The organism is Actinomadura flavalba DSM 45200 (assembly GCF_000374305.1).
GTDB lineage: Bacteria > Actinomycetota > Actinomycetes > Streptosporangiales > Streptosporangiaceae > Spirillospora > Spirillospora flavalba.
On record NZ_KB894093.1, the window covers coordinates 1383045 to 1403815 of the forward strand.

Genomic DNA, 20771 nt, shown 5'->3' on the forward strand with positions numbered 1-20771 from the left:
ACGTGGCGTGGCACTGATCAAGCGGCTGGCGGCCGTCGCCGCGGCGCTGCCCGTCCTGCTGGCGGTGGCGCCGCCCGTCGCCGCCCAGCCCGCCGCGCCCGGACGCGAACGCGCCCAAGTGACCGTCGCGCTGACCGAGATGACGCCGCGCGCCGAGGCGTCCGGCAAGCGGTCGGTGATCCGCGTGCGGGGCCGCGTCCAGAACGGCACGACGCAGGCCGTCGAGGGCATCGCCGTCCGGCTGCGCTACAGCGGCCAGGCCGCCGGGAGCCGGGGCCAGCTCGACCAGCTCGCCGCCGCCGAGCCCGGCGCGCTGCCCGGCCGCGGCGCCGACGTGCCGCTGCCGCAGGCCGTCGCCGCCGGCGGCGCCCAGGACTTCGAGCTGACCCTCAACGCCCGCGCGGCGGGGTTCCGGTCGTTCGGCGTCTATCCCGTCGGCGTCGAGGTCGTGAACGCCGCGCAGCAGCCCGTCGCGGGCGTCACGTCCTTCACCGTCCTCACCACCGGGCGGCGCGACTTCACGCCCGTCCGCATCGGGTGGGTCTGGCCCCTCATCGACCGGATGCACCGCACCACCGACACCACCTTCATCGACGACCGGCTCACCGGCGCGATGAACCCCGGCGGACGCCTGCACGGCCTCGTCCAGGCCGCCGCCGGCACCAAGACGCCGATCACCTGGGCCGTCGACCCGGCCCTGCTCGACGACGCCCGCGCCATGAGCCAGTCCGCGTACACGGTGCAGAACCCGCGCGGCGGCAAGCGCGAGCGCAAGCCCGCCAGCAAGGCCGCCCGCGACTGGCTCGCGGCGCTGAAGTCCGCGTCCTCGGGCGATCCGTACTTCACCGTCCCGTACGCCGACCCCGACGTCGTCGCCCTCGCCCGATACCGCATGTTCGGCGACATCAAGGCCGCCTACGAGCACGGCGGCGTCGCCGCGCAGATCCTCGGGCGGCAGCCCGCCGCGTCGTACGCGTGGCCGCCGTCGGGCATGGCCGGGCCGTCCACCCTCAACCAGCTCGCCCAGCACTCCAAGGTCGGCCCCGGCGGCAACGGCTCGTTCCTGCTCAGCGACACCATGTTCGCGCCGCCCGCCAACGGCACCCCGCGCGCCACCACCCGCATCGAGACCGACCAGGGCGCCCGCAACGTCGTCGCCTACGACGAGAAGCTCAGCCGCCTCGTCAGCCAGGACAGCAAGGCCCCCGGCGCCGCGGTGCTCAACCAGCAGCGGTTCCTCGCCGAGACCGCGATGATCACCGCCGAGGCGCCGAACACGCCGCGCACGCTCGTCGTCGCCCCCAACCGGCACTGGAACCCCGCCCCGGCCTACGCGCGCACCCTGCTCTCCTACACGGCGGGCGCGCCCTGGCTGAAGGAGGAACCGCTCGACAAGATCGCCAAGGTGGCGCCGCAGGAGCGCGCGTCCACCGGCTATCCCGACGAGTACGAGCGCTACGAACTCGACCCGGCCTACCTGTCGGAGGTGCGCGGCATCGCCAAGCGCGCCACCGCGTTCACCGGCATCATGGCCGAGCCCTTCAACATGACCTACCGTCCCGCCGTGCTGCGCATGCAGTCGGCCGCCTGGCGCGGGCGGCCGGGCCGCGCCAAGCAGGCCCGGACGGCGTTCTCCGCCGGGCTCGACCGCGACATGGGCGGCGTCCGCGTCCTGGACAACAAGCGCTCCCTGGCCGGACGCTCCGGCCGCATCTTCGTCACGATCGCCAACGAACTGCCCGACCAGCGCGTCCGCGTCCGGCTCGACGTCACCTCGCAGAACACCGCCAAGCTCCAGATCGGCCGCATCGAGGAGGGCACCCGCGTCATCGACCTCGAACCCGGTCAGAAGACGACGCGCAACATCCCCCTCCAGGCATCCGGAAACGGCAACTTCCAGATCCACCTGCAACTGCTGTCCGAAGAGGGCCGCAGATTCGACGACGGCCACGACATCACGGTCCGCACCACCGGCTACGGCCAGTCCGCCCTGCTCATCACCGGCGGGGGACTTGCCGTACTCTTCGTGGGCGTCGGAGTGCGGGCCATGCGGGCCCGCCGGCGCCGGAACGCGGAGGCAGCGGGTGACGAGTCGACCGGAGGACCGCGACCGGGAGAACCCCTGGGCACGGCCGCCCCAGGAACCTGGACTCCCGAATCCGCAGGCCCCTGGCCCGCCGACGACTGGCCGGCCGACGACCCCGCCGCCCGGCCCGCCTACGACCCCGCCGCCGAACCGGCCGCACCCGGGCTCACCGACGCCACCGGTGTCGACGGCGCCGCCGAGCCCGCCGCCGGTGGGGCCGGGACGGGCCGCCGAGACGGCGATCGACCTTCCGCTCCCTGACGGCGAGGCCCCCGCGCCCGTCCCACCGCCCCCGTCCGGCGGCGGTGCCAGCGCGCTCATGCGCTCGGGCGCGATCATGGCCGTGGGGACGCTCGCGTCCCGCGTCACCGGGTTCCTGCGCACCGCGATGCTCGTCGCCGCCCTCGGCGTCGGCGCGCTCGGTGACGCCTACAACACCGCCAACACCGTCCCGTTCATCGTCTACGACCTGCTGCTCGGCGGCATCCTCACCGCCGTCGTCATCCCGCTGATCGTCCGGGCCCGCGAGAAGGACCCCGAGTACGGCGCGGGCTACGAGCAGCGGCTGTTCACCGGCGCCGTCCTCGGCCTGGCGCTCATCACGGCCGCCGCCGTCGCGCTCGGCCCGGTGTTCATCTCGATCTACGGCGGGTCGATGGCGGGCGACCAGCGCGACCTGGCCGTCCTGTTCGCCCGGCTGTTCGCCGTGCAGATCTTCTTCCTCGGCGTCTCCGCGTTCTCCGGCGCGATCCTCAACACGCGCAAGCGGTTCGCGGCGCCGATGTGGGCGCCCGTCCTGAACAACATCGTCATCATCTGCACGGCCGCCGCGTTCCTGCTCATGACGACCGGCACCGTCACCCCGTCGTCGATCAGCGGCACGCAGGTCGCGCTGCTGGCGGGCGGCACCATCGGCGGCATGACGCTCCAGACGCTCGCGCTGTGGCCGTCGCTGCGCGGCAGCGGGTTCCGGTGGCGGCCCCGGCTCGACTTCCGCAAGGGCGAGATCGGCGAGATGGGGCGGATGGCCGTCTGGACGCTCGCCTACGTCGTCATCACCCAGGTCGGGTTCGCGGTCACCACGCGGCTCGCCAACTCCGCCGGTGTGCAGGGCCGCGCCGAAGGTCTCGGTGACGTCGGCTACACGCCCTACTTCAACGCCTACCAGCTCTTCCAGCTCCCGTACGCGATCATCGGCGTCTCGGTGATCACGGCGCTGCTGCCCCGGATGAGCGAGCACGCGGCGAGCGGCCGGATGGCCGAGGTGCGCGACGACTTCTCCTCCGGCCTGCGGCTCGCCTCCGCGATCATCCTGCCCGCCGCCGCGCTGATGGGCGTCCTCGGCGCCGACATCACGACCGTCCTGTTCGCCCACGGCCAGACGAGCGTCGCCAACGCGCACGTCATCGCGGAAGTGCTCCAGATGTTCGCGATCGCGCTGGTGCCGTTCGCCGCCTACCAGCTCATGCTGCGCGTCTTCTACTCCATGCAGGACACGCGGACGCCCGCGTTCATCAGCGTCGCCGTCGTGCTGACCAACATCGCGTCCGCGCTGACCGTCTACGCCCTGTTCCCCACCGACAAGATCATCGTCGGTATCGCGGGCGGGTTCGCGCTCGCCCAGACCGCCGGCGCCCTGGTCGGCTGGGCGATCCTGCGGCGCCGCCTGGGCGGCATGGACGGCCGCCGCGTCGCCGTGACCTACCTCAAGCTCGCCGTCGCGCTGTGGCCGCTCATCGGCTTCGCCTACGCCGTGCACGCCATCGTCGAGGCGTGGCTCGGCACCGGTACGCTGCCCGGTCTGGTCTCGCTCGCCGTGGGCAGCGCCGGCGGCGGCGTCCTGTACCTTCTGTTCGCCAAGCTGCTCCGGGTCGGTGAGGTCCAGGCCATGCTGTCCACCATCACGCGGCGGCTGCCGGGCGGGAAGCGCGCGTAAAGCACGGCAAAGTGCGGAGGACGCGCGTCGATTATGACCCCTGCGCGGGCGCGCAGCCACTACCATGGAGGGGACTACGGCTTGCGGGGCGACACCCTGAGAAACGCAAAGAGGAGGGTCGGAGGCGTAAGCTGCCACGCCACGAACATGGGATCTGACCACTCGCGCAGGACGTCGCCGTGACCGCGTCCGTCATCGAGCCCGGCACGAGGCTGGCCGGCCGCTACCGGCTTGAGGAGCGCGTCGCCGAAGGCGGCTCCACCCTGTGGAAGGCCATCGACGAGATCCTCGCGCGCGCCGTCGCCGTCCGCACCTTCGACCCCGGCTTCCCCCGCGTCGCCGAGGTCGTCACCTCCGCCCGCGCCGCCAGCCGCCTCACCGACCCGCGCCTCACCCAGGTCTTCGACGCCGACGACAGCGGCGAGAACGCCTACGTCGTCAGCGAATGGGTCGCCGGGGAGACCCTTGAGCAGATGCTCGCCAAGGCCCCCCTCGAACCCGGCCGCGCCGCCACCCTGCTGTACGAGGCCGCCGAGGCGCTGGCCGCCGCGCACAGCGCCGGGCTCGCCCACCTGTGCCTCAGCCCCCGCGACCTGGTGTGGACGACGGGCGGCACCGTCAAGGTCCTCGGCGTCGCCACCGACGCCGTCCTGTCCGAGTGCCAGGCCGACGAACCGGGCCCCGCTGACGCGCGCGGCCTCGGGTCCATGCTCTACGCCGCGCTCACGGCGCACTGGCCCGGCGCCCCGGCCGCGTCCGACCTGCCCGCCGCGCCCACCACCGACGACGACGCGCCGCAGGCGCCGCGCCGTGTGCAGGCGGGCATCCCGCAGTCCGTCGACATCATCGTCTGCCGCAGCCTCGGCCTCGACGTCCCCGGCCAGGAGCCGATCACCAGCCCCGCCGAGTTCGCCGCCGCGCTGCGCGGCGTCCCGCGCACCCCGCTGCCGCTGTTCGCCGGGCTCGGCACCGCCCCGCCCGCGCCGCCCCGGCGCGGACCGTCCGTCACCCGGCCCGACGCGGCCGCCCGCACGGGCGCGACGCGGCAGCACCGGTCGTCGCCGCCGCGCCGCTCCACGCACACCGCCCAGCACCGCAGCACGCCGCCGCCGTCCACGACGCGCACCGTCGCGCAGCACACCGAGTCGCGCCGCCCCGGCAACCGCGCGCTGCTCGGCGTCGCCGCCGCCGCGCTCACCGTCATCGTCGGCCTCGGCGCCTGGGCGGTGGCCAGCGGCGGCTCCGACGACAAGCCCCGCACGCCCGCGCAGAGCGGCGCGCCGACGCCCACCGCGTCACCGACGCCGGTCGAGCTGACGCCCGTCGGCGCCTCCGCCCTCGAAGACCCGATCGGCGGACGCCGCGACAGCTCCATCCACAACAACGCCGAGGCCGTGCTCAAGGGCCGGTCCGGCGAATGGCACTCGCAGAGCTACGCCTCCGGCGACTTCGGGCGGTACTCGCGCGGATTCGGCGTCGTCCTCGACATGGGCAAGCCCGTCGAGGTCTCCAGCGTCATCGTCAGGACGCCCGTCGCGGGCGCTCCGCTGCACCTGCGCGTCGGTGACGCCAGGACGCTCGACGCGCTCAAGAAGCGCGGCGAGGCCCAGTCCCAGAGCGGCGCGTTCCGCATCAAGGCCGAGCCCGGCACCCGTGGCCAGTACGTCATGGTGTGGTTCACCACCCCGATTCCCCCGCCGTACAAGGCCCGTCTGACCGGCATCACGGTGTACGGGCCGCCCGCGTCCTGACCCGTAACGGCCGCTGAGCTGTGCCGGAGCGGGTCACAGTCGGTATCGTGCCGGTCAAGCAGTCTGTCCCCTTCCCCCCAGGAATCTGTGGTGCACACCTCAGCAGGTGCGCCGGTGCACTCCCCGGCCGCCCGATCCGTCCCTATCGCAGGTGAGAGCGGGCCCCCATGGCCTCCGTGAGCATGCCCCGCCTAGAGGAGATCCCCGACAAGGAACTCCTCGCCCTGCACGCCGCGGGGGACCCGCACGCCTTCTCCACGCTCGTCCAGCGTCACCGCGACCGCATGTGGGCCGTCGCCCTGCGCACCCTCGGCGACCCCGAGGAGGCCGCCGACGCGCTCCAGGACGCGTGCCTGTCCGCTTTCCGCGCCGCCGCCCGGTTCCGCGGCGACGCCGCCGTCACCACGTGGCTGCACCGCATCGTCGTCAACGCCTGCCTCGACCGCATCCGCCGCAAGTCCGTGCGGCCCGCGACGCCCATGGGCGACGACGCCACCTTCGACGCGGTCGCGCCCAAGCTGCCCGACCCCAGCGACGCGCACGGCGTCTCCCTCGACGTCCAGGACGCGCTGGCCGCGATCCCGTTCGAGCAGCGGGCCGCGCTCGTCCTCGTGGACATGATGGGGTACTCCGTCGAGGACGCCGCCCGGGTGCTCGAAGTCCCCGCCGGGACGATCAAAAGCCGCTGCGCCCGGGGCCGCGCCCGTCTCGCGCCGCTGCTGCGGCACCACAGGAACCGAAAGGAGGCGAGAAACGTCGGAGGTGTGGAAGGAGGTGGCGTGCCCACATGACTCACCCCGCACATCTCGACTACGACGTTCTGGCCGACCTGGCCGAAGGTCTGCTCGACGAAGCCCGGGCCGCCTCCGTCAACGAGCATCTCGACTCCTGCGCCCCCTGCCGTGACCTGTCCGCCGATCTCGCGGACGTCTCCCGGCTGCTGGCGGAGGCGCCCGCGCCGTCCCTGCCTCCCGATCTCGCGGCCCGCATCGACTCGGCTCTGGCGGCCGAGTCGCGCGGCGACGCGCCGGTCGTGAGCCTGGCGGAGCGGCGCGGGCGGCGACCCTGGCGGATTCTGTCCGCCGCGGCCGCCGCCGTCGTCGTCCTCGGCGGAGGCGGACTCGTCGCGCAGACGGTGCTCGAAGGCGGCGACGACACGTCGTCCACAACGGCGCAGCAGCCGCTCGCCGACCCCACCCGCCCCTCGGACGCCCCCTTGGCGGTCCAGGTCTGGCGGCCGACCTCCAGCGGCACCGCCTACCGTGCCGCCACCCTGGCCGGTCAGGTCCGGGACCGGCTCGCGCAGGCGGCGACGTCCGCGCAGGCCCCGCCCGCCGACGAGCGGCTCACCGGCTGTGTGAACCGCGTGACGGGCGGCCGTCCGCCCGCACTCGTCGACCGGGCGACGCTCGACGGCGGCGCGGCGCTCATCATCGCCGTGCGCGCCCAGAGCCGGCTGGACGTCTGGGCCGTCGACCCCGCCTGCTCGGCGGACGACCCCAAGATCCTCCAGCACACCGGCTAGTCCCTTCCCGCCGCGCCGCAGGCCCGGCGACCACGCATGTCCGGCACGCCGCCCGCGCGGTGCCGTGCGGCCGTTTCGCGGCCGCGCGGCACCGCGCTTGCGCGCCGGGGCCGCGTTCGCTTGAATCGCGGGGTCGTCCGGTCAGGGGGCTCCATTGGCGGTGCGGCGGTCCCTCGGCCGCGACTTCGCGTGGCTGTGGGCCGCGTACGCGGCGAGTTCGCTGGGCACCCGGCTCGCGCTCGACGCCTTCTCGATCATCGCGATCCTCGCGCTGCACGCCGGTACCGTCCAGGTGTCGGTCATCGCGGCGGCGGGGGTGGCGGCCGGGGCGCTGCTGGCCGTGCCGACCGGGCCCTGGGTCGAGGTCCGGCGCAAGCGGCCGGTGATGATCGGCATGGACGTGCTGCGCTGCGCCGTCCTGCTGTCCGTTCCCGCCGCCTATGCCCTCGGCGTCCTCGGGTTCGCGCAGCTCGTCGCCGTGGCCGTCGTCGTCAAGGCCGCCGACCTGGTGTTCGCCGCCGCGAGCGGCGCGTGCGTGAAGGCGCTCGTGCGGCCCGGCGACCTCGTCGTCGCCCAAGGCCGGTTCGAGGCGACGATGTGGACGACGACCGCGCTCGGCCCGCCCGTCGGCGGCGCCGCGATCGGCGCGCTCGGACCCGTCACCACCGTCGTGCTGAACGCGGCGAGCTACCTGCTGTCGGCGCTCGGCATCCGCGCCATCCGGGCCGGGGAGCCCCCGCCGCCCGACCGGTCCGCCGCGCGCGGCGGCGTCACCGGCGGCTGGCGGCACATCCTCACCGATCCCGTGCTGCGTCCGCTGTTCCTCAACACCGTCCTCGTGAACGCGCTGATCCTCGCCACGGCGCCGCTGCTGGCGGTGCTGATGCTGCGCGAACTGGGCCTGGCGCCCTGGCAGTACGGGCTGGCGTTCAGCCTGCCGTGCCTGGGCGGGCTGCTCGGCGCCCGGCTCGCCGGAATCCTGACCGTCCGGCACGGCGAAGATCGCGTACTGCGGGTCGCCGGGACGCTGCGCGTCCTGTGGCCCGTCCTGCTCGCGTTCACCCCGTCCGGCATCGCCGGGCTCGGCTGGGTCATGGCCGTCGAGTTCGCCCTGATCACCTGCATCGGCGTGTTCAACCCGGTCTTCGCCGCCCGGCGGCTCGGCCACGTGCCCGCCGACCGCGTCGCCCGCGTCCTGTCGGCCTGGTCCATCACCTCCAGCGCCGCGGCGGCCGGGCTGACGCTGGGCTGGGGGTTCCTCGCGCACGCCGCCGGGACGCGGACCGCGCTCGCCCTCGCCGGGGCCCTCCTACTGGTGACCCCGCTGCTGCTGCCGCGCGGCGGCGCTCAGAGGCCGTCGACGAAGTCCAGCGCGACCGACCACGCCCGCTCGGACGCCTCGGCGTCGTAGTCGGGCAGGTCCGGGTCGGTGAACAGGTGCCCCGCGCCCCGGTAGCGGTAGATCTCCACGTCCGCGCCCGCCCGGCGCATCCGCAGATACCAGGCGTTCTGCCAGTCGTCGGGCTCGAAGGTGTCCGGATCGGCCACGTGCAACTGGACGGGGATCTCCGTGGAGGCGTCGTCGGCGATGTCGGACGTGCCGTGCATCAGCAGCAGTCCCCGCGCCTTGGCGTCCGCCAGCGCCAGGTTCTGCGCCAGCGCCCCGCCCAGCGAGAACCCCGCGTACACCAGACCGTCCCCCGAGTGCGGCGCGGCGGCGGCGACGGCCCGGCGCAGCAGCTCGTCCCGGCCGATCTCCTCGCGGATCGCCGCGCCCTCCTCGGCCGCGTCCACCACGCGGCCGTCGAACAGGTCGGGCACGTGCACCGTGTGGCCCCGCTCGCGCAGCCGGTCCGCCGCGCCGTGCACGGCGGGACGCAGCCCGTAGGTGGAGTGGAACAGCAGAATCGACGCCATGCGGACAGCCTAATGACCCGGCCGTGAACGGGGTCGCTCCGGCCGGGAATCACCGGGCCGTAGGATCGGTTGTCGCGACAGCAGGGTCCGGCGCGGGGGCCCGTCCCACCCGGCACCGGGTCACAGAGGAGAGGCAAGAACAGTGAGCGACGTCCGCAACGTCATCATCATCGGCTCGGGTCCGGCCGGTTACACGGCCGCGATCTACGCCGCACGCGGCGACCTCAAGCCCCTGTTGTTCGAGGGCTCGGTCACCGCCGGCGGCGCGCTGATGAACACCACCGACGTCGAGAACTACCCCGGCTTCCCCGACGGCGTCATGGGCCCCGACCTCATGGACGGGCTGCGCAAGCAGGCCGAGCGGTTCGGCGCCGAGCTGATCACCGACGACGTCACCGAGGTCGACCTCACCGCCACCCCGAAGATCGTCAAGGTCGGTGACGACGTCTACCGCGCCAAGGCCGTCATCGTCGCCACCGGGTCCGGCTACCGCGAGCTGGGCCTGGAGAACGAGAAGCGCCTCTCCGGACGCGGCGTCTCCTGGTGCGCCACCTGCGACGGGTTCTTCTTCCGCGAGCAGGACATCGCCGTCGTCGGCGGCGGCGACACCGCCATGGAGGAGGCGACGTTCCTCACCAAGTTCGCCCGTTCCGTCACGGTCATCCACCGCCGCGGCGAGCTGCGCGCCAGCAAGATCATGCAGGACCGCGCCTTCGCCAACGACAAGATCCGCTTCCTGTGGGACAGCGAGGTCACCGACGTCCTCGGTGAGGACCGCGTCACCGGCCTGGCCGTCCGCAACCTGCGCACCGGCGAGACGTCCTCGCTCGACGTCACCGGCCTGTTCATCGCGATCGGCCACGACCCCCGCAGCGAGCTGTTCACCGGCCAGCTCGACACCGACGCCGACGGCTACCTCACCGTCGCCTCCCCGACGACCCACACCAAGATCCCCGGCGTGTTCGCCTGCGGTGACGTGGTCGACCACATCTACCGGCAGGCCATCACCGCCGCCGGAAGCGGCTGCTCGGCCGCCATCGACGCCGAGCGCTGGCTCGCCGACCAGGGCATCGCCGACACGGTCCCCCAGCAGGACCCGGCCGAACTGTCCGTCCAGGGTTGAGAACGAAGGAGAACACGCACATGAAGGCCGTGACCGACGCCGACTTCGAGACCGAGGTCCTGAAGAACGACAAGCCCGTCCTCGTCGACTTCTGGGCCGAGTGGTGCGGGCCGTGCCGCATGATCGCCCCCGTCCTGGAGGAGATCTCCAAGGCGCACGGCGACAAGCTCGACATCGTCAAGCTCAACACCGACGAGAACACCGGCACCGCCTCCAAGTACGGCATCATGCAGATCCCGAACCTGCTGGTGTTCAAGGACGGCGAGGTCGTCAAGCAGATCCTCGGCGCCAAGCCCAAGGCCGCGCTGCTCCGCGACCTGGCCGAGTTCATCTGAGTCTCGCCCGCCGAACGCGCGACGGCCCCCGTTTCACGTGGAACGGGGGCCGTCGGCGTTGAGAGCCGCTCAGACGGGACGCAGCGCGCCCTCCGGGGTCATGGAGCCCAGCAGCCGTTCCAGCGCCACCTCGACGTCCTCACGCCACGACAGCGCCGATTTCAGCTCCAGCCGCAGCCGGGGATACCGGTGATGCGGGCGGACCGTCTTGAACCCCACCGACAGCAGGTAGTCGGCCGGCACCATGCAGCCGCCCTCCTCGCCCTTGGCGTCCCCGAACGCCTCGACGGCCTTCACCGCCCGCCGGGTCAGGTCCTTGGCGACGCCCTGCACCAGCATCCGGCCCAGGCCGCCGCCGGTGAACTCCGGCAGGATGTGCGCCGTCATCAGCAGCACCGCGTCCGCGCTCACCGGACTCGTCGGGAACGCCACCGAACGCGGCACGTACAGCGGCGGCGCGTACATGACGAAGCCCGCCGGAACGTCGTCCACGTAGGCGATCCGGCCGCACGAGCCCCACTCCAGGAGGGTGGAGGAGATCCACGCCTCCTTCTCCAGATCTGTCCCGCCCGCCGCCTCGGCGCGGTCGCGAGTGACCGGATCGAGCTCCCAGAACACGCAGCGGCGGCAGCGATGCGGCAGGTCGGACAGGTTGTCCAGCGTGATGTTGACGAGACGACGCGACACCGGAGCGGGCACCTCCTGGTCTGGTGCGGACGGCAGAATCGCGCGGTCCGGACCCACCACTTCGCGAAAGTCCCGCCAACCGGCAGCGATCCTCGGGCATCGTATCGGACAGGGGTCGCGCGGCCCCCGGGGTCGGCGCGATCCCGGGTACCGGCGATGCCGTAAGTTGCAAGGACATCCGATCCACCCTGCGGAGGTGCCTCGTGGAACAGCACGCGCGAACAGACGCCTACTCCGATCGGTACGCCGCCCGCGCAGCCGGGATGGTCCCGTCGGAGATCCGCGCCCTGTTCGCGATGGTCGCTCGTCCCGAGGTCGTCTCGCTGGCGGGCGGTGCCCCCTACGTCTCGGCGCTGCCGCTCGACGTCGTGGGCGACATGATCGGTGAACTCGTCGCGACCCGGGGCGCCGAGGCGCTCCAGTACGGCTCGGCCCAGGGCGACGCCGTCCTGCGCGAGCGCATCTGCGAGGTGATGGCGCTGGAGGGCGTCAGCGCGTCCGCCGACGACATCGTCGTCACCGTCGGCGCGCAGCAGGCCCTCGACCTCATCACCAAGATCTTCGTCGACCCCGGCGACGTCGTCCTCGCGGAGGCGCCCTCCTACGTCGGCGCGCTCGGCACGTTCGCCAGCTACCAGGCCGACGTCGTGCACGTCCCGCTGGACGAGGGCGGCCTCATCCCCGGCGCGCTCAGCGACACGCTCGACCGGCTCGCCCGCGAGGGACGCCGCGTCAAGTTCCTCTACACCGTCCCCACGTTCCAGAACCCCGCGGGCGTCACGCTGACCGGTGCCCGCCGCGCGCAGGTGCTGGAGATCTGCGCCCGGCACGACGTCCTCATCATCGAGGACAACCCCTACGGGCTCCTCGGGTTCGACGGCGAACCGCTGCGGGCGCTGCGCGCCGACGACGCCGACCGCGTCATCTACCTCGGCTCGTTCTCCAAGACGATCGCGTCCGGGCTGCGCGTCGGCTGGGCGCTCGCGCCGCACGCGGTCCGCGCCAAGCTCGTCCTGGCCGCCGAGTCGGCCGTGCTCTGCCATCCGAGCCTGTCGCAGCTCGCCGTCCGCGAGTACCTGACGACGCAGCCGTGGCGCGAGCAGATCAAGGACTTCCGCGAGCTGTACCGGGCCCGCCGCGACGCCATGCTCGACGCGCTCGGCGCGCTGATGCCCGCCGGTGTCACGTGGACGCGCCCCGCCGGAGGGTTCTTCGTGTGGGTGACGCTGCCCGAGGGCCTGGACGCCAAGGCCATGGCCCCCCGCGCCATCGCCGAACGCGTCGCGTACGTGCCCGGTACCGGCTTCTACGCCGACGGCGACGGCCGCCGGAACCTGCGCCTGTCGTACTGCTTCCCCGAGCCCGACCGCATCCGCGAGGGCGTCCGGCGCCTCGCGGGCGTGATCGAGAACGAGATCTCCATGCGGGACACTTTCGGAGGAGCCCGGCCGGGCCCCACCCGCGACGGCGTCCACACGCCCGGACCCGGGATCGTCTGACGGGAAGCGTCGGACACGGTACGTCGAGGCCGGCTCTCCTGGCGGAGAGCCGGCCTTCGTTTTTGGTTAGGAGCACGCCTGTGGAACTCGGGCACGTCGTCGTTCTCGCCGGGGGACTGTCCTACGAGCGGGAGGTGTCGCTACGGTCGGGGCGCCGGGTCGCGGACGCGCTGCGGTCGCTCGACATCCCCGTGGAACTCCGCGACGCCGACGCCGGGCTGCTGGACGCCCTGGCGCGCGACCGGCCCGACGTCGTGTTCCCCGTGCTGCACGGCGCCGCGGGGGAGGACGGCGCGGTGCGCGGCGTCCTGGACCTGCTGGAGCTGCCCTACGTCGGCGCCCGGCCGGACGCGTGCCGCGTCGCGTGGGACAAGCCGACCGCCAAGGCCGTCGTGCGGCGGGCCGGGCTGGCCACCCCGGCGTCGGTGGCACTGCCGAAGGAGGTCTTCCACGACCTCGGGGCGGCGTCCGTCCTCGACCGCGTGGTGGACCGGCTGGGGCTGCCGTTGTTCGTGAAGCCGACCAGCGGGGGATCGGCGCTCGGCGCGTCCGTCGTCCGCGCGGCGGCCGACCTGCCCGCCGCGATGGTCGGCTGCTTCGCCTACGGCGACGCGGCGCTCATCGAGCAGTTCGTCGCGGGCACCGAGATCGCCGTGAGCGTGCTGGACTTCGGCAAGCCCGAGGCGCTGCCCGCCGTGGAGATCGTCGCGCCGCGCGGCCGGTACGACTACACGGCCCGCTACGACGCGGGGGACACCGCGTTCGTGACGCCCGCCCGCCTCTCCCCCGAGATCGCCGAGCGCGCCGCCGCCGCCGCCGTCACCGCACACACGGCGCTCGGCCTGCGCGACCTGTCCCGTACCGACCTCATCGTGGACGGCGCGGGCGAGGTGCACTTCCTGGAGGTGAACGTCGCCCCGGGCATGACCGAGACGAGCCTGCTGCCGCGCGCCGTGGAGGCCGCCTCACGGGATCTCGCGACCGTCTGCCGCGATCTGCTCCTCCAGCGCGCCTGAGCGCGGAGCTTGGTTTCCCGTGAAACACGCGCCCGCGTGGTTTCACGGGAAACATCACCAGTGGGCCGGGCGCTCCACGCGTGCGGGGAGCGCGGTGCCCGCGCTTCCCCGCGCGGAGTTGATCTGGCTCTGGGTGACGAAGACGGCGCCGGTCAGGTCGGCCTCGGAGAGGTCGGCGTCGCGCAGGTCCGCGCCGAGCAGGTCGGCGTACCGCAGGTCCGCCTTGCGGAGATCGGCGGCGATCAGCAGCGAGCCCCGGAAGCTGACCCCGGACAGGCGAGCGCCCGACAGGTTCGCCCCCATGAGCTGAAGGTGCTGGCGGCTCTTCAACCGGCCGCCGACGCTGCCGCGCACCATCTCGCTCGCGCGGGTCAGGAACGGGCCGATGGAGCCCCGCAGGCCGTCCAGGTCCACCGTGGCGAGGCTGTCGGCGTCTTTCTGCGCCGTCTCCCCGATCTCGCGGTGCAGCGCGCGGGCCTCCGCGTGCAGGGAGGCCGTCTCCGGACGCTCCTCGATATCGGCCAGATACCACAGAAGCTCGTGCAGCGCCCGCATCACCGGCAGAGTCTGGAACATCGCCCCGGCCGTCTCGGGGTGCGCACGCCAGTCCCGGCCGCCGAACGTCTCCTGGGACACCCGCTGCCCGGCGCCGAAGCAGTCGAACGAGGTGCAGCCCCGGAAGCCGACGTCCCGCAGCTTGCCGTGCACGCCGCAGCCGAAGTCGTCCTGGAGGTGGCCGCACGGCTCCCCCGCGGCCTTGTCGACGGCGAAGTCCGCGGACCGGGTGAACGGGAGCGCCACGCAGCAGAGGGCGAAGCACTGCGTGCAGTCGGCACGCAGTTCGACAGGGGACTCAGTCACGTGACCTCACCTCGGCTTCGGACGGCGTTTTCCGTATCGCCCACGCCTCCCCGTTCCGGTTTCCCGTGAAACGTCGGGCTCGGGCGGCCCATGTTTCACGGGAAACCGCCGGGGCGAGGTGCCGTGGCGCATGTTTCCCGTGAAACAGGGGACGCCCCGGAGGTGGTTCCGGGGCGTCAGTAGCAGGAGCGGGCCTACTGGGCGTCGAACGGGACGCCTTCGTCTTCCGGCGCCATGGACTTGATGATGCGGTCCAGGTCCTCCAGCGTCGCGAACTCGACCACGATCTTGCCCTTGTTGCGGCCGAGATCGACGCGGACCTTGGTCTCGTAGCGGTCCGACAGGCGGTCGGCGAGCTGCTTGAGCCCCGGCGCCATCGGCTTCTTGCGGCGGCCGGGACGCGGCGCGGCCGGGCCGTCGTCCGCCTCGCGAAGCGCGATGATCTCCTCGATCGCCCGGACCGAGAGACCTTCGGCGACGATCCGCTGGGCCAGGTGCTCCTGGGCCTCGATGCTGTCCAGCGAGAGCAGCGCGCGGGCGTGCCCGGCGGAGATGACCCCGGCGGCCAGACGGCGCTGCACCGCCGGCGGCAGGTTCAACAGCCGCAGGGTGTTGCTGATGTGCGGGCGGGAGCGGCCGATGCGCGTGGCGAGCTGCTCGTGGGTGACGCCGAAGTCGTCCAGGAGCTGCTGGTAGGCCGCCGCCTCCTCCAGCGCGTTGAGCTGCTGGCGGTGCAGGTTCTCCATGAGCGCGTCACGGAGCAGATCGTCGTCGCTCGTCGCCCGGATGATCGCGGGGATCGCGGCCAGCCCGGCCTCCTGGGAGGCCCGCCACCGCCGCTCCCCCATGATCAGCTCGAACTCGTGGTCGGCGTCGTCGATGCGGCGGACGACGATCGGCTGGAGCAGCCCGACGATGCTGATGGACTCGGCCAGCTCGGCGAGCGCGTCCTCGTCGAAGTGCTCGCGCGGCTGACGCGGGTTGGGACGGATCGCGCGCGGCGGCAGCTCGGCGAAGAACGCCCCGGCCACCTCCTGCACGGGCGCGGCGTGCTCGCCGGCCGACCTCGGACCCGCCGGGCCCGGGCCGCCGCCCGGCCTCGCCGTACCGCCGACCTCGTCGTCCAGCGGGGACGCGGGCGGCGGGGGTGCCTGCGGGATGAGGGCGTTCAGACCCCGGCCCAGCCCGCGGCGCTGCTGACTCACTGCACTGCTCCCGCTCCACGGTGGGCCACCTCGGACGCCGCCTCGCTGTAGGCGAGCGCGCCGCTGGACCCGGGATCGTAGGTCATGACGGACTGCCCGTAGCTCGGCGCCTCGGAGACGCGGACGCTGCGGGGGATGACGGTCTTGAGGACGACGTCCCCGAAGTGGCTCCGCACGTCGTCGGCGACCTGGGCGGCGAGCCGGGTGCGGGCGTCGTACATGGTGAGCAGGATCGTCGACACGTTGAGGTGCGGGTTCAGGTGCGCCCGGACGAGGTCGACGGTCCGGATGAGCTGGCCGAGCCCCTCCAGCGCGTAGTACTCGCACTGGATGGGAATGAGCAGTTCTTCGCCGCCGACGAGCGCGTTGACGGTGAGCAGGCCGAGCGACGGCGGGCAGTCGATGAGGACATAGTCGTACTTGTCCTTGTCGTAGGCGTCCAGCGCGCGCTGGAGCCGCGACTCGCGCGCCACCTTGGACACCAGCTCGATCTCGGCGCCCGCGAGGTTGAGCGTGGCGGGCGCGCAGAAGAGGTTCGGGATGTCGGGCGCCGCGACGACGATGTCGGCGAGCGGCATGTCCTCGATGAGCACGTCGTAGATCGACGGCACCTCGGCGTGGTGGTCGACGCCGAGCGCCGTGGACGCGTTGCCCTGCGGATCGAGGTCGACCACGAGCACCTGAGCGCCGTGCATGGCCAGCGACGCCGCCAGGTTGACCGAGCTGGTCGTCTTGCCGACGCCGCCCTTCTGGTTGGCGATCGTGATGACACGGCAGCGTCCCGGCCGTGGCCATTCCCGATCGCGGCGGCCGGGCATCACCGTGGTCCCGGTCGGCGCGGTTTCATGTGAAACCTTTGCGTCCTTGAGCGCCTCGCGCACGAGTTCTGACTCCCCCTGAGATGGACGTCCCTGGTGCGGAGCGGGCGCGGCGCCTCCCTGCGTCGGCACATAGCCGACGTTCTCCGCCGTTCCGGACGTCGTGCTTCCCCACATGGCGTGGCCGGAGGGGGTGACACCCGCTCCGGCTTCGGTCTCTTCCGGCTCGGGTGCGGGCGCCGGTGCCGGGACGGGGCCCGGTAGCTGAACGTCGGGGGATTCACCGGCACTGTCGGGCCGGGCCGGCCCTGGTCCCGTGCTCATGAAGACCTCTTCCTCGACCGTGGAGCGCGCCGGGGCGCACGTTCCGCGACCACTCGGACAAGCGTTGTCGGCGGCTCGACCTTACCTTGCCCGACTTGGAGCAGTTCGGCCGTTCGCACCTCGAAACGCTTCAGCACGGGCCGTGCCTCGTCCAGTTCGGCGGCGGCCCGCTCCCCCTTCAGCGCGAGCAGCTCACCCCCCGGTCGCAGCAGCGGGAGCGCCCAGCCGACGAGCCGCTCCAGCGGCGCGACGGCCCGCGCGGTCACGACGTCGGCCTCGAAGTCCGCGACGACCTCCTCGGCCCGCCCCCGGCGGACCTCGACGTTGCCGAGATCGAGCAGCGCGACGGCCTCGTCGAGGAAGCGCGTCCGGCGCAGCAGCGGTTCCAGCAGCGTGACGGACAGGTCGGGCCGGACGATGGCGAGCACGATGCCGGGGAGCCCCGCCCCGGACCCGATGTCCACCACCTGCGCGTTCTCCGGGATCGCCTCGGCGGCGACGGCACAGTTGATCAGGTGCCGTTCCCAGAGCCGGTCGGCCTCGCGCGGCCCGATGAGCCCACGCTCGACCCCCGGCCCGGCGAGAAACTCCGCGTACCGTTCCGCGACCGGAAGCGCGTCCCCGAATACCTCACGTGCGATGCCCACCGAACGAATCGTTCCACATGAAACGGCACGTGCGCACACGCGCAACGTCTCGCAGGAATATTCGCCGACAGCGGGGTAGAGGCTGACCACTGAAGTCCGCCCGTCACGGAAGGAGGCTCCGACCGATGGGTATCGGAGTCAGTCTCGCTTTCATCGCCCTCGGGGCGATCCTCGCCTTCGCCCTCAACGTTGACATGAGCGGAGTCAACATCCAGATGGTCGGTTGGATTCTCATGCTCGTGGGACTCGCCAGCATGGCCATCACCTTCGGCTACACGCGTCCCCGGCGCCGCGCCGCCCAGCTCGTCGAGCAGCCCTACGGCTCCAGCACGGGGGAGACCGCGCTGCGCGAGGAGACGGTGGTCGAGGAGGCCCCCGTGACCACCGAGCGGGTCGTGGTGGACCGGCCCACCGAGCGCATCGTCGAGCGTCCCGTGCAGACCGAGCGCGTCGTGCGGGAAGAGCCCGTCGAGCCGACGATCCGGCCCGCGCAGGACCCCCGCATGGCGAACGACCCCGCGATCGCCAACGACCCCGGCCGCCAGCACGACCCCGGCTTCCACAACCCCCCGTCGTCCGACCGCCGCCGCTGAACCCCCGTCCCGCTCCCCCGGAGCGGACCGCACAGACCAACTGAAGAAGGGCGTGGCAGGACGATTTACGGGCGCGTCCGCCACACCCCGGGTGCCCGGCGTGCCGAGGCGGCGACGCGCGCCGGGCCCCCGCCCGACCTCCCGTCCGGACGACGCGGTGCGGATCGCCGCCCGCCCCGCCCTGCCGGAACGACGCAGCGGCCCCCGGCTCATCGGAGCCGGGGGCCGCTGCGGTGCCGTGTCAGGAGGCGTGGACGACGACGTAACGCTCGGGCTCCTCGCCCTCGGACTCGCTGCGCAGTCCGGCGGCGGCGATCGCGTCGTGCACGATCTTGCGCTCGAACGGCGTCATCGGCGCGAGCGGCTTGGACCCGCCGCTCTGCTTCACCTCGGCGGCGATGTCCTCGCCGAGCTTGGTCAGCTCGGCGCGCCGGCGCTCGCGGTAGCCGCCGACGTCGAGCATGAGCCGGGTGCGGTTGCCGGTCTGCCGGTGCACGGCCAGGCGCGTCAGCTCCTGGAGGGCCTCCAGGACCTCGCCGCGCTTGCCGACCAGCTCGTCCAGCGAGGCGCCGACGACGGCGACCACCGCGCGCTCGCCCTCGACGTCCATGTCGATGTCGCCGTCATAGTCACCGATGTCGAGCAGGCCCTCGATGTAGTCGGCGGCGATCTCGCCTTCCTGTTCGAGCGCCTGGACGTCGACCTCGGTGGTGTCGGTCTGGCTCAACGGGATCTCCTTCTGCGACAACGACGGCCGATGAACAAAACTAGCGCTTCTGGGTGCCGGTGCGCTTGCTCCGGGGCTTGCGCGTCGGCTGGTTGCGGGCGGCCTTCGGCTTGTCGGCCTCGGCGGCCTCGACCGGCTCGGCGTCCTTGGTGAGCTTGGCCTTGCCCCCGGGCGACTTCCCGTTCTTGGCGGCGGCCTTCTTCGCCTCGGCGGCGAGCTTCTCCTTCTCGGCCTCGGACCCGGGCGGCGGGTACTTGGAGAAGATGTAGTGCTGCTGCACGAGCGTCCAACTGTTGGAGGTCACCCAGTACATCAGGACGCCCAGCGGGAAGCCGATGCCGAACAGGCCGAACAGCGGGGCGAGGAAGACCATCATCTTCTGCGCCTGCATCATCGGGTTCTGGTCGTCGGTGACGGGCTGGCGCTTCATGCTGGCCCGGACGGTGAAGAACGTGGTGCAGGAGCTGATGATCACCGCGATGCCGGTGATGACGATCGCGCTCCACGCCTTGTCGCTCCAGGCGTTGAGGAACGTGTCCGGAATGTGGGCGCCGAAGATGTTGGCGCGCTGGGCGCTCTGCACCAGGTCGGGCGTGACGGCGAAGACGCCCTGGCCCTCCTTGGCGTCCGAGACGCGCTTGAGCACCTGGAACAGGCCGATGAAGACCGGAAGCTGGACCAGCAGCGGCAGGCAGCCCGCGATGGGGTTGGCGCCGTTCTCCTGGTAGAGCTTCATGACCTCCTGGTTCATCCGCTGCTTGTCGTTCTTGTACTTCTTGCGCAGCGCCTGAACCTTCGGGTTCAGCTCTTGCATCTTGCGGGACGCGTGGATCTGCTTGACGAACAGCGGAACCATGACGAGCCGCAGCAGCACGGTGAGCAGGATGATCGCGCCACCCCATGCCCAGCCGCTGTCCTTGGGGAAGACCAGGCTCAGTCCGCTGTGAATCCACACGACCAGCTGAGCGACGATCTGGTATAGCCAATCAAGCACCGGGCAGCTCCTTGGGCTCTGCTAGGGCGGGGCCGCTCTCGGTGCGGCCGGCGGGCTCGGTGGACGCCGAGTTCGCAGACTTCTTCGGCGGTACCGGGTCGAATCCGCCGGGGTTGAAGGGGTGGCAGCGGCCGATGCGACGGGCCGTCAGCCACGTGCCCCGCAGGGCGCCGTGCACGTGCAGGGCCTCCAGGCCGTACGCGCTGCACGAGGGGTAGAACCGGCACTGCTGTCCGAGCAGGGGGCTCAGGAAGCGCCGGTAGCCGCGGACGAACAGGATGAGCGCCCGCGCGGCGAGGCTCACGCCCGCCACCGGGTGCTGCTCGGGGAGCGCCTCCCCGGGATGACGCGTCATCTCCGCCCCTTGGACGTGGGCCGCGTCAGCCGGTCGAGGGCCGACTGAAGATCGCTGGCCAGTTCGTCGGGGCGCGCCGTACCCGCGGCCGGGTTGGCGCGCACTACGAGCAGGCTACCTTGCGGCAGCGCGTGGACGTGATCGCGCAGAAGATGACGAAGCCGCCGCCGCACCAGATTGCGGACGACGGCGTTCCCCACGGGACGGGCCACGATGAACCCGACGAGCGGCGGACCCGGCTCGGGAGGGACGTCCCGGCGGAGCAGGTGGACGACGAGCGTCGGCCGCCCGGCGCGTTTGCCGCGCCGGACGGCCAGCGTGAAGTCGTCCCGCCGCCGCATCCGGTTGCCGGAGGGCAGCACGGGGAGGAGG

21 protein-coding genes are annotated in these 20771 nt (G+C 72.6%); 11 read left to right on the forward strand and 10 right to left on the reverse strand.

Features of this window, described 5'->3' with window-relative positions; all coding sequences use genetic code 11:
- Positions 1–7: 7 nt before the first annotated feature.
- The 6 genes from C229_RS0106260 (at position 8) to C229_RS29640 (ending at position 8709) form a co-directional block, all read left to right on the forward strand.
- Entirely contained in the window at positions 8–2347 is a 2340-nt protein-coding gene (locus C229_RS0106260; RefSeq protein ID WP_018654225.1) for a DUF6049 family protein, read from the forward strand.
- Positions 2298–4022: a murein biosynthesis integral membrane protein MurJ gene (gene murJ, locus C229_RS0106265; protein WP_240487160.1), complete on the forward strand. Its 1725-nt coding sequence runs from the start codon at positions 2298–2300 to the stop codon at positions 4020–4022. The genes C229_RS0106260 and murJ overlap by 50 nt, the downstream gene beginning before the upstream one ends.
- 179 nt (positions 4023–4201) lie before the next feature.
- A complete protein-coding gene (locus C229_RS0106270) occupies positions 4202–5773 on the forward strand; it encodes a protein kinase family protein (protein ID WP_018654227.1) in 1572 nt (523 codons plus the stop codon).
- A gap of 167 nt (positions 5774–5940) precedes the next feature.
- Positions 5941–6564: an RNA polymerase sigma factor SigM gene (gene sigM / locus C229_RS0106275; protein ID WP_018654228.1), complete on the forward strand. Its 624-nt coding sequence runs from the start codon at positions 5941–5943 to the stop codon at positions 6562–6564.
- A complete protein-coding gene (locus C229_RS0106280) occupies positions 6561–7298 on the forward strand; it encodes an anti-sigma factor family protein (RefSeq protein WP_018654229.1) in 738 nt (245 codons plus the stop codon). The genes sigM and C229_RS0106280 overlap by 4 nt, the downstream gene beginning before the upstream one ends.
- 160 nt (positions 7299–7458) lie before the next feature.
- Entirely contained in the window at positions 7459–8709 is a 1251-nt protein-coding gene (locus C229_RS29640; RefSeq protein WP_240487091.1) for an MFS transporter, read from the forward strand.
- On the opposite strand, the gene C229_RS0106290 is transcribed toward C229_RS29640, so the two are convergent.
- The gene (locus tag C229_RS0106290; protein ID WP_018654231.1) at positions 8646–9215 is read right to left on the reverse strand and encodes a dienelactone hydrolase family protein; all 570 of its coding nucleotides are present in this window, start codon (positions 9213–9215) and stop codon (positions 8646–8648) included. The two genes, C229_RS29640 and C229_RS0106290, sit on opposite strands and share 64 nt — an antisense overlap.
- 142 nt (positions 9216–9357) lie before the next feature.
- Here C229_RS0106290 and trxB point away from each other — a divergent pair, with 142 nt between their 5' ends.
- A complete protein-coding gene (trxB, locus tag C229_RS0106295) occupies positions 9358–10338 on the forward strand; it encodes a thioredoxin-disulfide reductase (RefSeq protein WP_018654232.1) in 981 nt (326 codons plus the stop codon).
- A 20-nt stretch (positions 10339–10358) separates the two neighbouring features.
- Positions 10359–10673: a thioredoxin gene (trxA, locus tag C229_RS0106300; RefSeq protein WP_018654233.1), complete on the forward strand. Its 315-nt coding sequence runs from the start codon at positions 10359–10361 to the stop codon at positions 10671–10673.
- Between the two features lie 69 nt (positions 10674–10742).
- Here trxA and C229_RS0106305 read toward each other — a convergent pair whose 3' ends face one another.
- The gene (locus C229_RS0106305; RefSeq protein WP_018654234.1) at positions 10743–11360 is read right to left on the reverse strand and encodes an N-acetyltransferase GCN5; all 618 of its coding nucleotides are present in this window, start codon (positions 11358–11360) and stop codon (positions 10743–10745) included.
- 263 nt (positions 11361–11623) lie between these two features.
- On the opposite strand from C229_RS0106305, the gene C229_RS0106310 reads away from it, so the two are divergent.
- Positions 11624–12859, forward strand: coding sequence for an aminotransferase-like domain-containing protein (locus tag C229_RS0106310; RefSeq protein WP_018654235.1), 1236 nt, complete (start codon positions 11624–11626; stop codon positions 12857–12859).
- An 80-nt stretch (positions 12860–12939) separates the two neighbouring features.
- The gene (locus C229_RS0106315; RefSeq protein WP_018654236.1) at positions 12940–13875 is read left to right on the forward strand and encodes a D-alanine--D-alanine ligase family protein; all 936 of its coding nucleotides are present in this window, start codon (positions 12940–12942) and stop codon (positions 13873–13875) included.
- 54 nt (positions 13876–13929) lie between these two features.
- On the opposite strand, the gene C229_RS0106320 is transcribed toward C229_RS0106315, so the two are convergent.
- The 4 genes from C229_RS0106320 to rsmG form a co-directional block, all read right to left on the reverse strand.
- Positions 13930–14736 (reverse strand): pentapeptide repeat-containing protein, encoded by an 807-nt coding sequence (locus C229_RS0106320; protein WP_033423932.1) that lies wholly within the window; start codon positions 14734–14736, stop codon positions 13930–13932.
- A gap of 194 nt (positions 14737–14930) precedes the next feature.
- The gene (locus C229_RS0106325; protein ID WP_018654238.1) at positions 14931–15941 is read right to left on the reverse strand and encodes a ParB/RepB/Spo0J family partition protein; all 1011 of its coding nucleotides are present in this window, start codon (positions 15939–15941) and stop codon (positions 14931–14933) included.
- Entirely contained in the window at positions 15938–16759 is an 822-nt protein-coding gene (locus C229_RS0106330; RefSeq protein ID WP_018654239.1) for a ParA family protein, read from the reverse strand. Before C229_RS0106330 ends, C229_RS0106325 begins: the two co-directional genes overlap by 4 nt.
- Positions 16760–17079: 320 nt before the next feature.
- Entirely contained in the window at positions 17080–17730 is a 651-nt protein-coding gene (gene rsmG, locus C229_RS0106335) for a 16S rRNA (guanine(527)-N(7))-methyltransferase RsmG (RefSeq protein ID WP_018654240.1), read from the reverse strand.
- Between the two features lie 125 nt (positions 17731–17855).
- Between rsmG and C229_RS29645 the strand changes: the two genes are divergently transcribed.
- Positions 17856–18323 (forward strand): DUF6458 family protein, encoded by a 468-nt coding sequence (locus C229_RS29645; protein ID WP_018654241.1) that lies wholly within the window; start codon positions 17856–17858, stop codon positions 18321–18323.
- A 241-nt stretch (positions 18324–18564) separates the two neighbouring features.
- Here C229_RS29645 and C229_RS0106345 read toward each other — a convergent pair whose 3' ends face one another.
- The 4 genes from C229_RS0106345 to rnpA are packed head-to-tail and all read right to left on the reverse strand — an operon-like array spanning position 18565 to position 20761.
- Positions 18565–19050: a Jag family protein gene (locus C229_RS0106345; protein ID WP_018654242.1), complete on the reverse strand. Its 486-nt coding sequence runs from the start codon at positions 19048–19050 to the stop codon at positions 18565–18567.
- Between the two features lie 40 nt (positions 19051–19090).
- On the reverse strand, positions 19091–20044 hold the full coding sequence (gene yidC / locus C229_RS0106350) for a membrane protein insertase YidC (protein ID WP_018654243.1): 954 nt from the start codon (positions 20042–20044) through the stop codon (positions 19091–19093).
- Positions 20037–20399 carry a membrane protein insertion efficiency factor YidD gene (yidD, locus tag C229_RS0106355; RefSeq protein WP_018654244.1) on the reverse strand — a complete coding sequence of 121 codons (363 nt, stop codon included), beginning with the start codon at positions 20397–20399 and terminating at the stop codon, positions 20037–20039. The genes yidC and yidD overlap by 8 nt, the downstream gene beginning before the upstream one ends.
- On the reverse strand, positions 20396–20761 hold the full coding sequence (gene rnpA, locus C229_RS0106360; protein WP_018654245.1) for a ribonuclease P protein component: 366 nt from the start codon (positions 20759–20761) through the stop codon (positions 20396–20398). The genes yidD and rnpA overlap by 4 nt, the downstream gene beginning before the upstream one ends.
- Positions 20762–20771 lie beyond the last annotated feature (10 nt).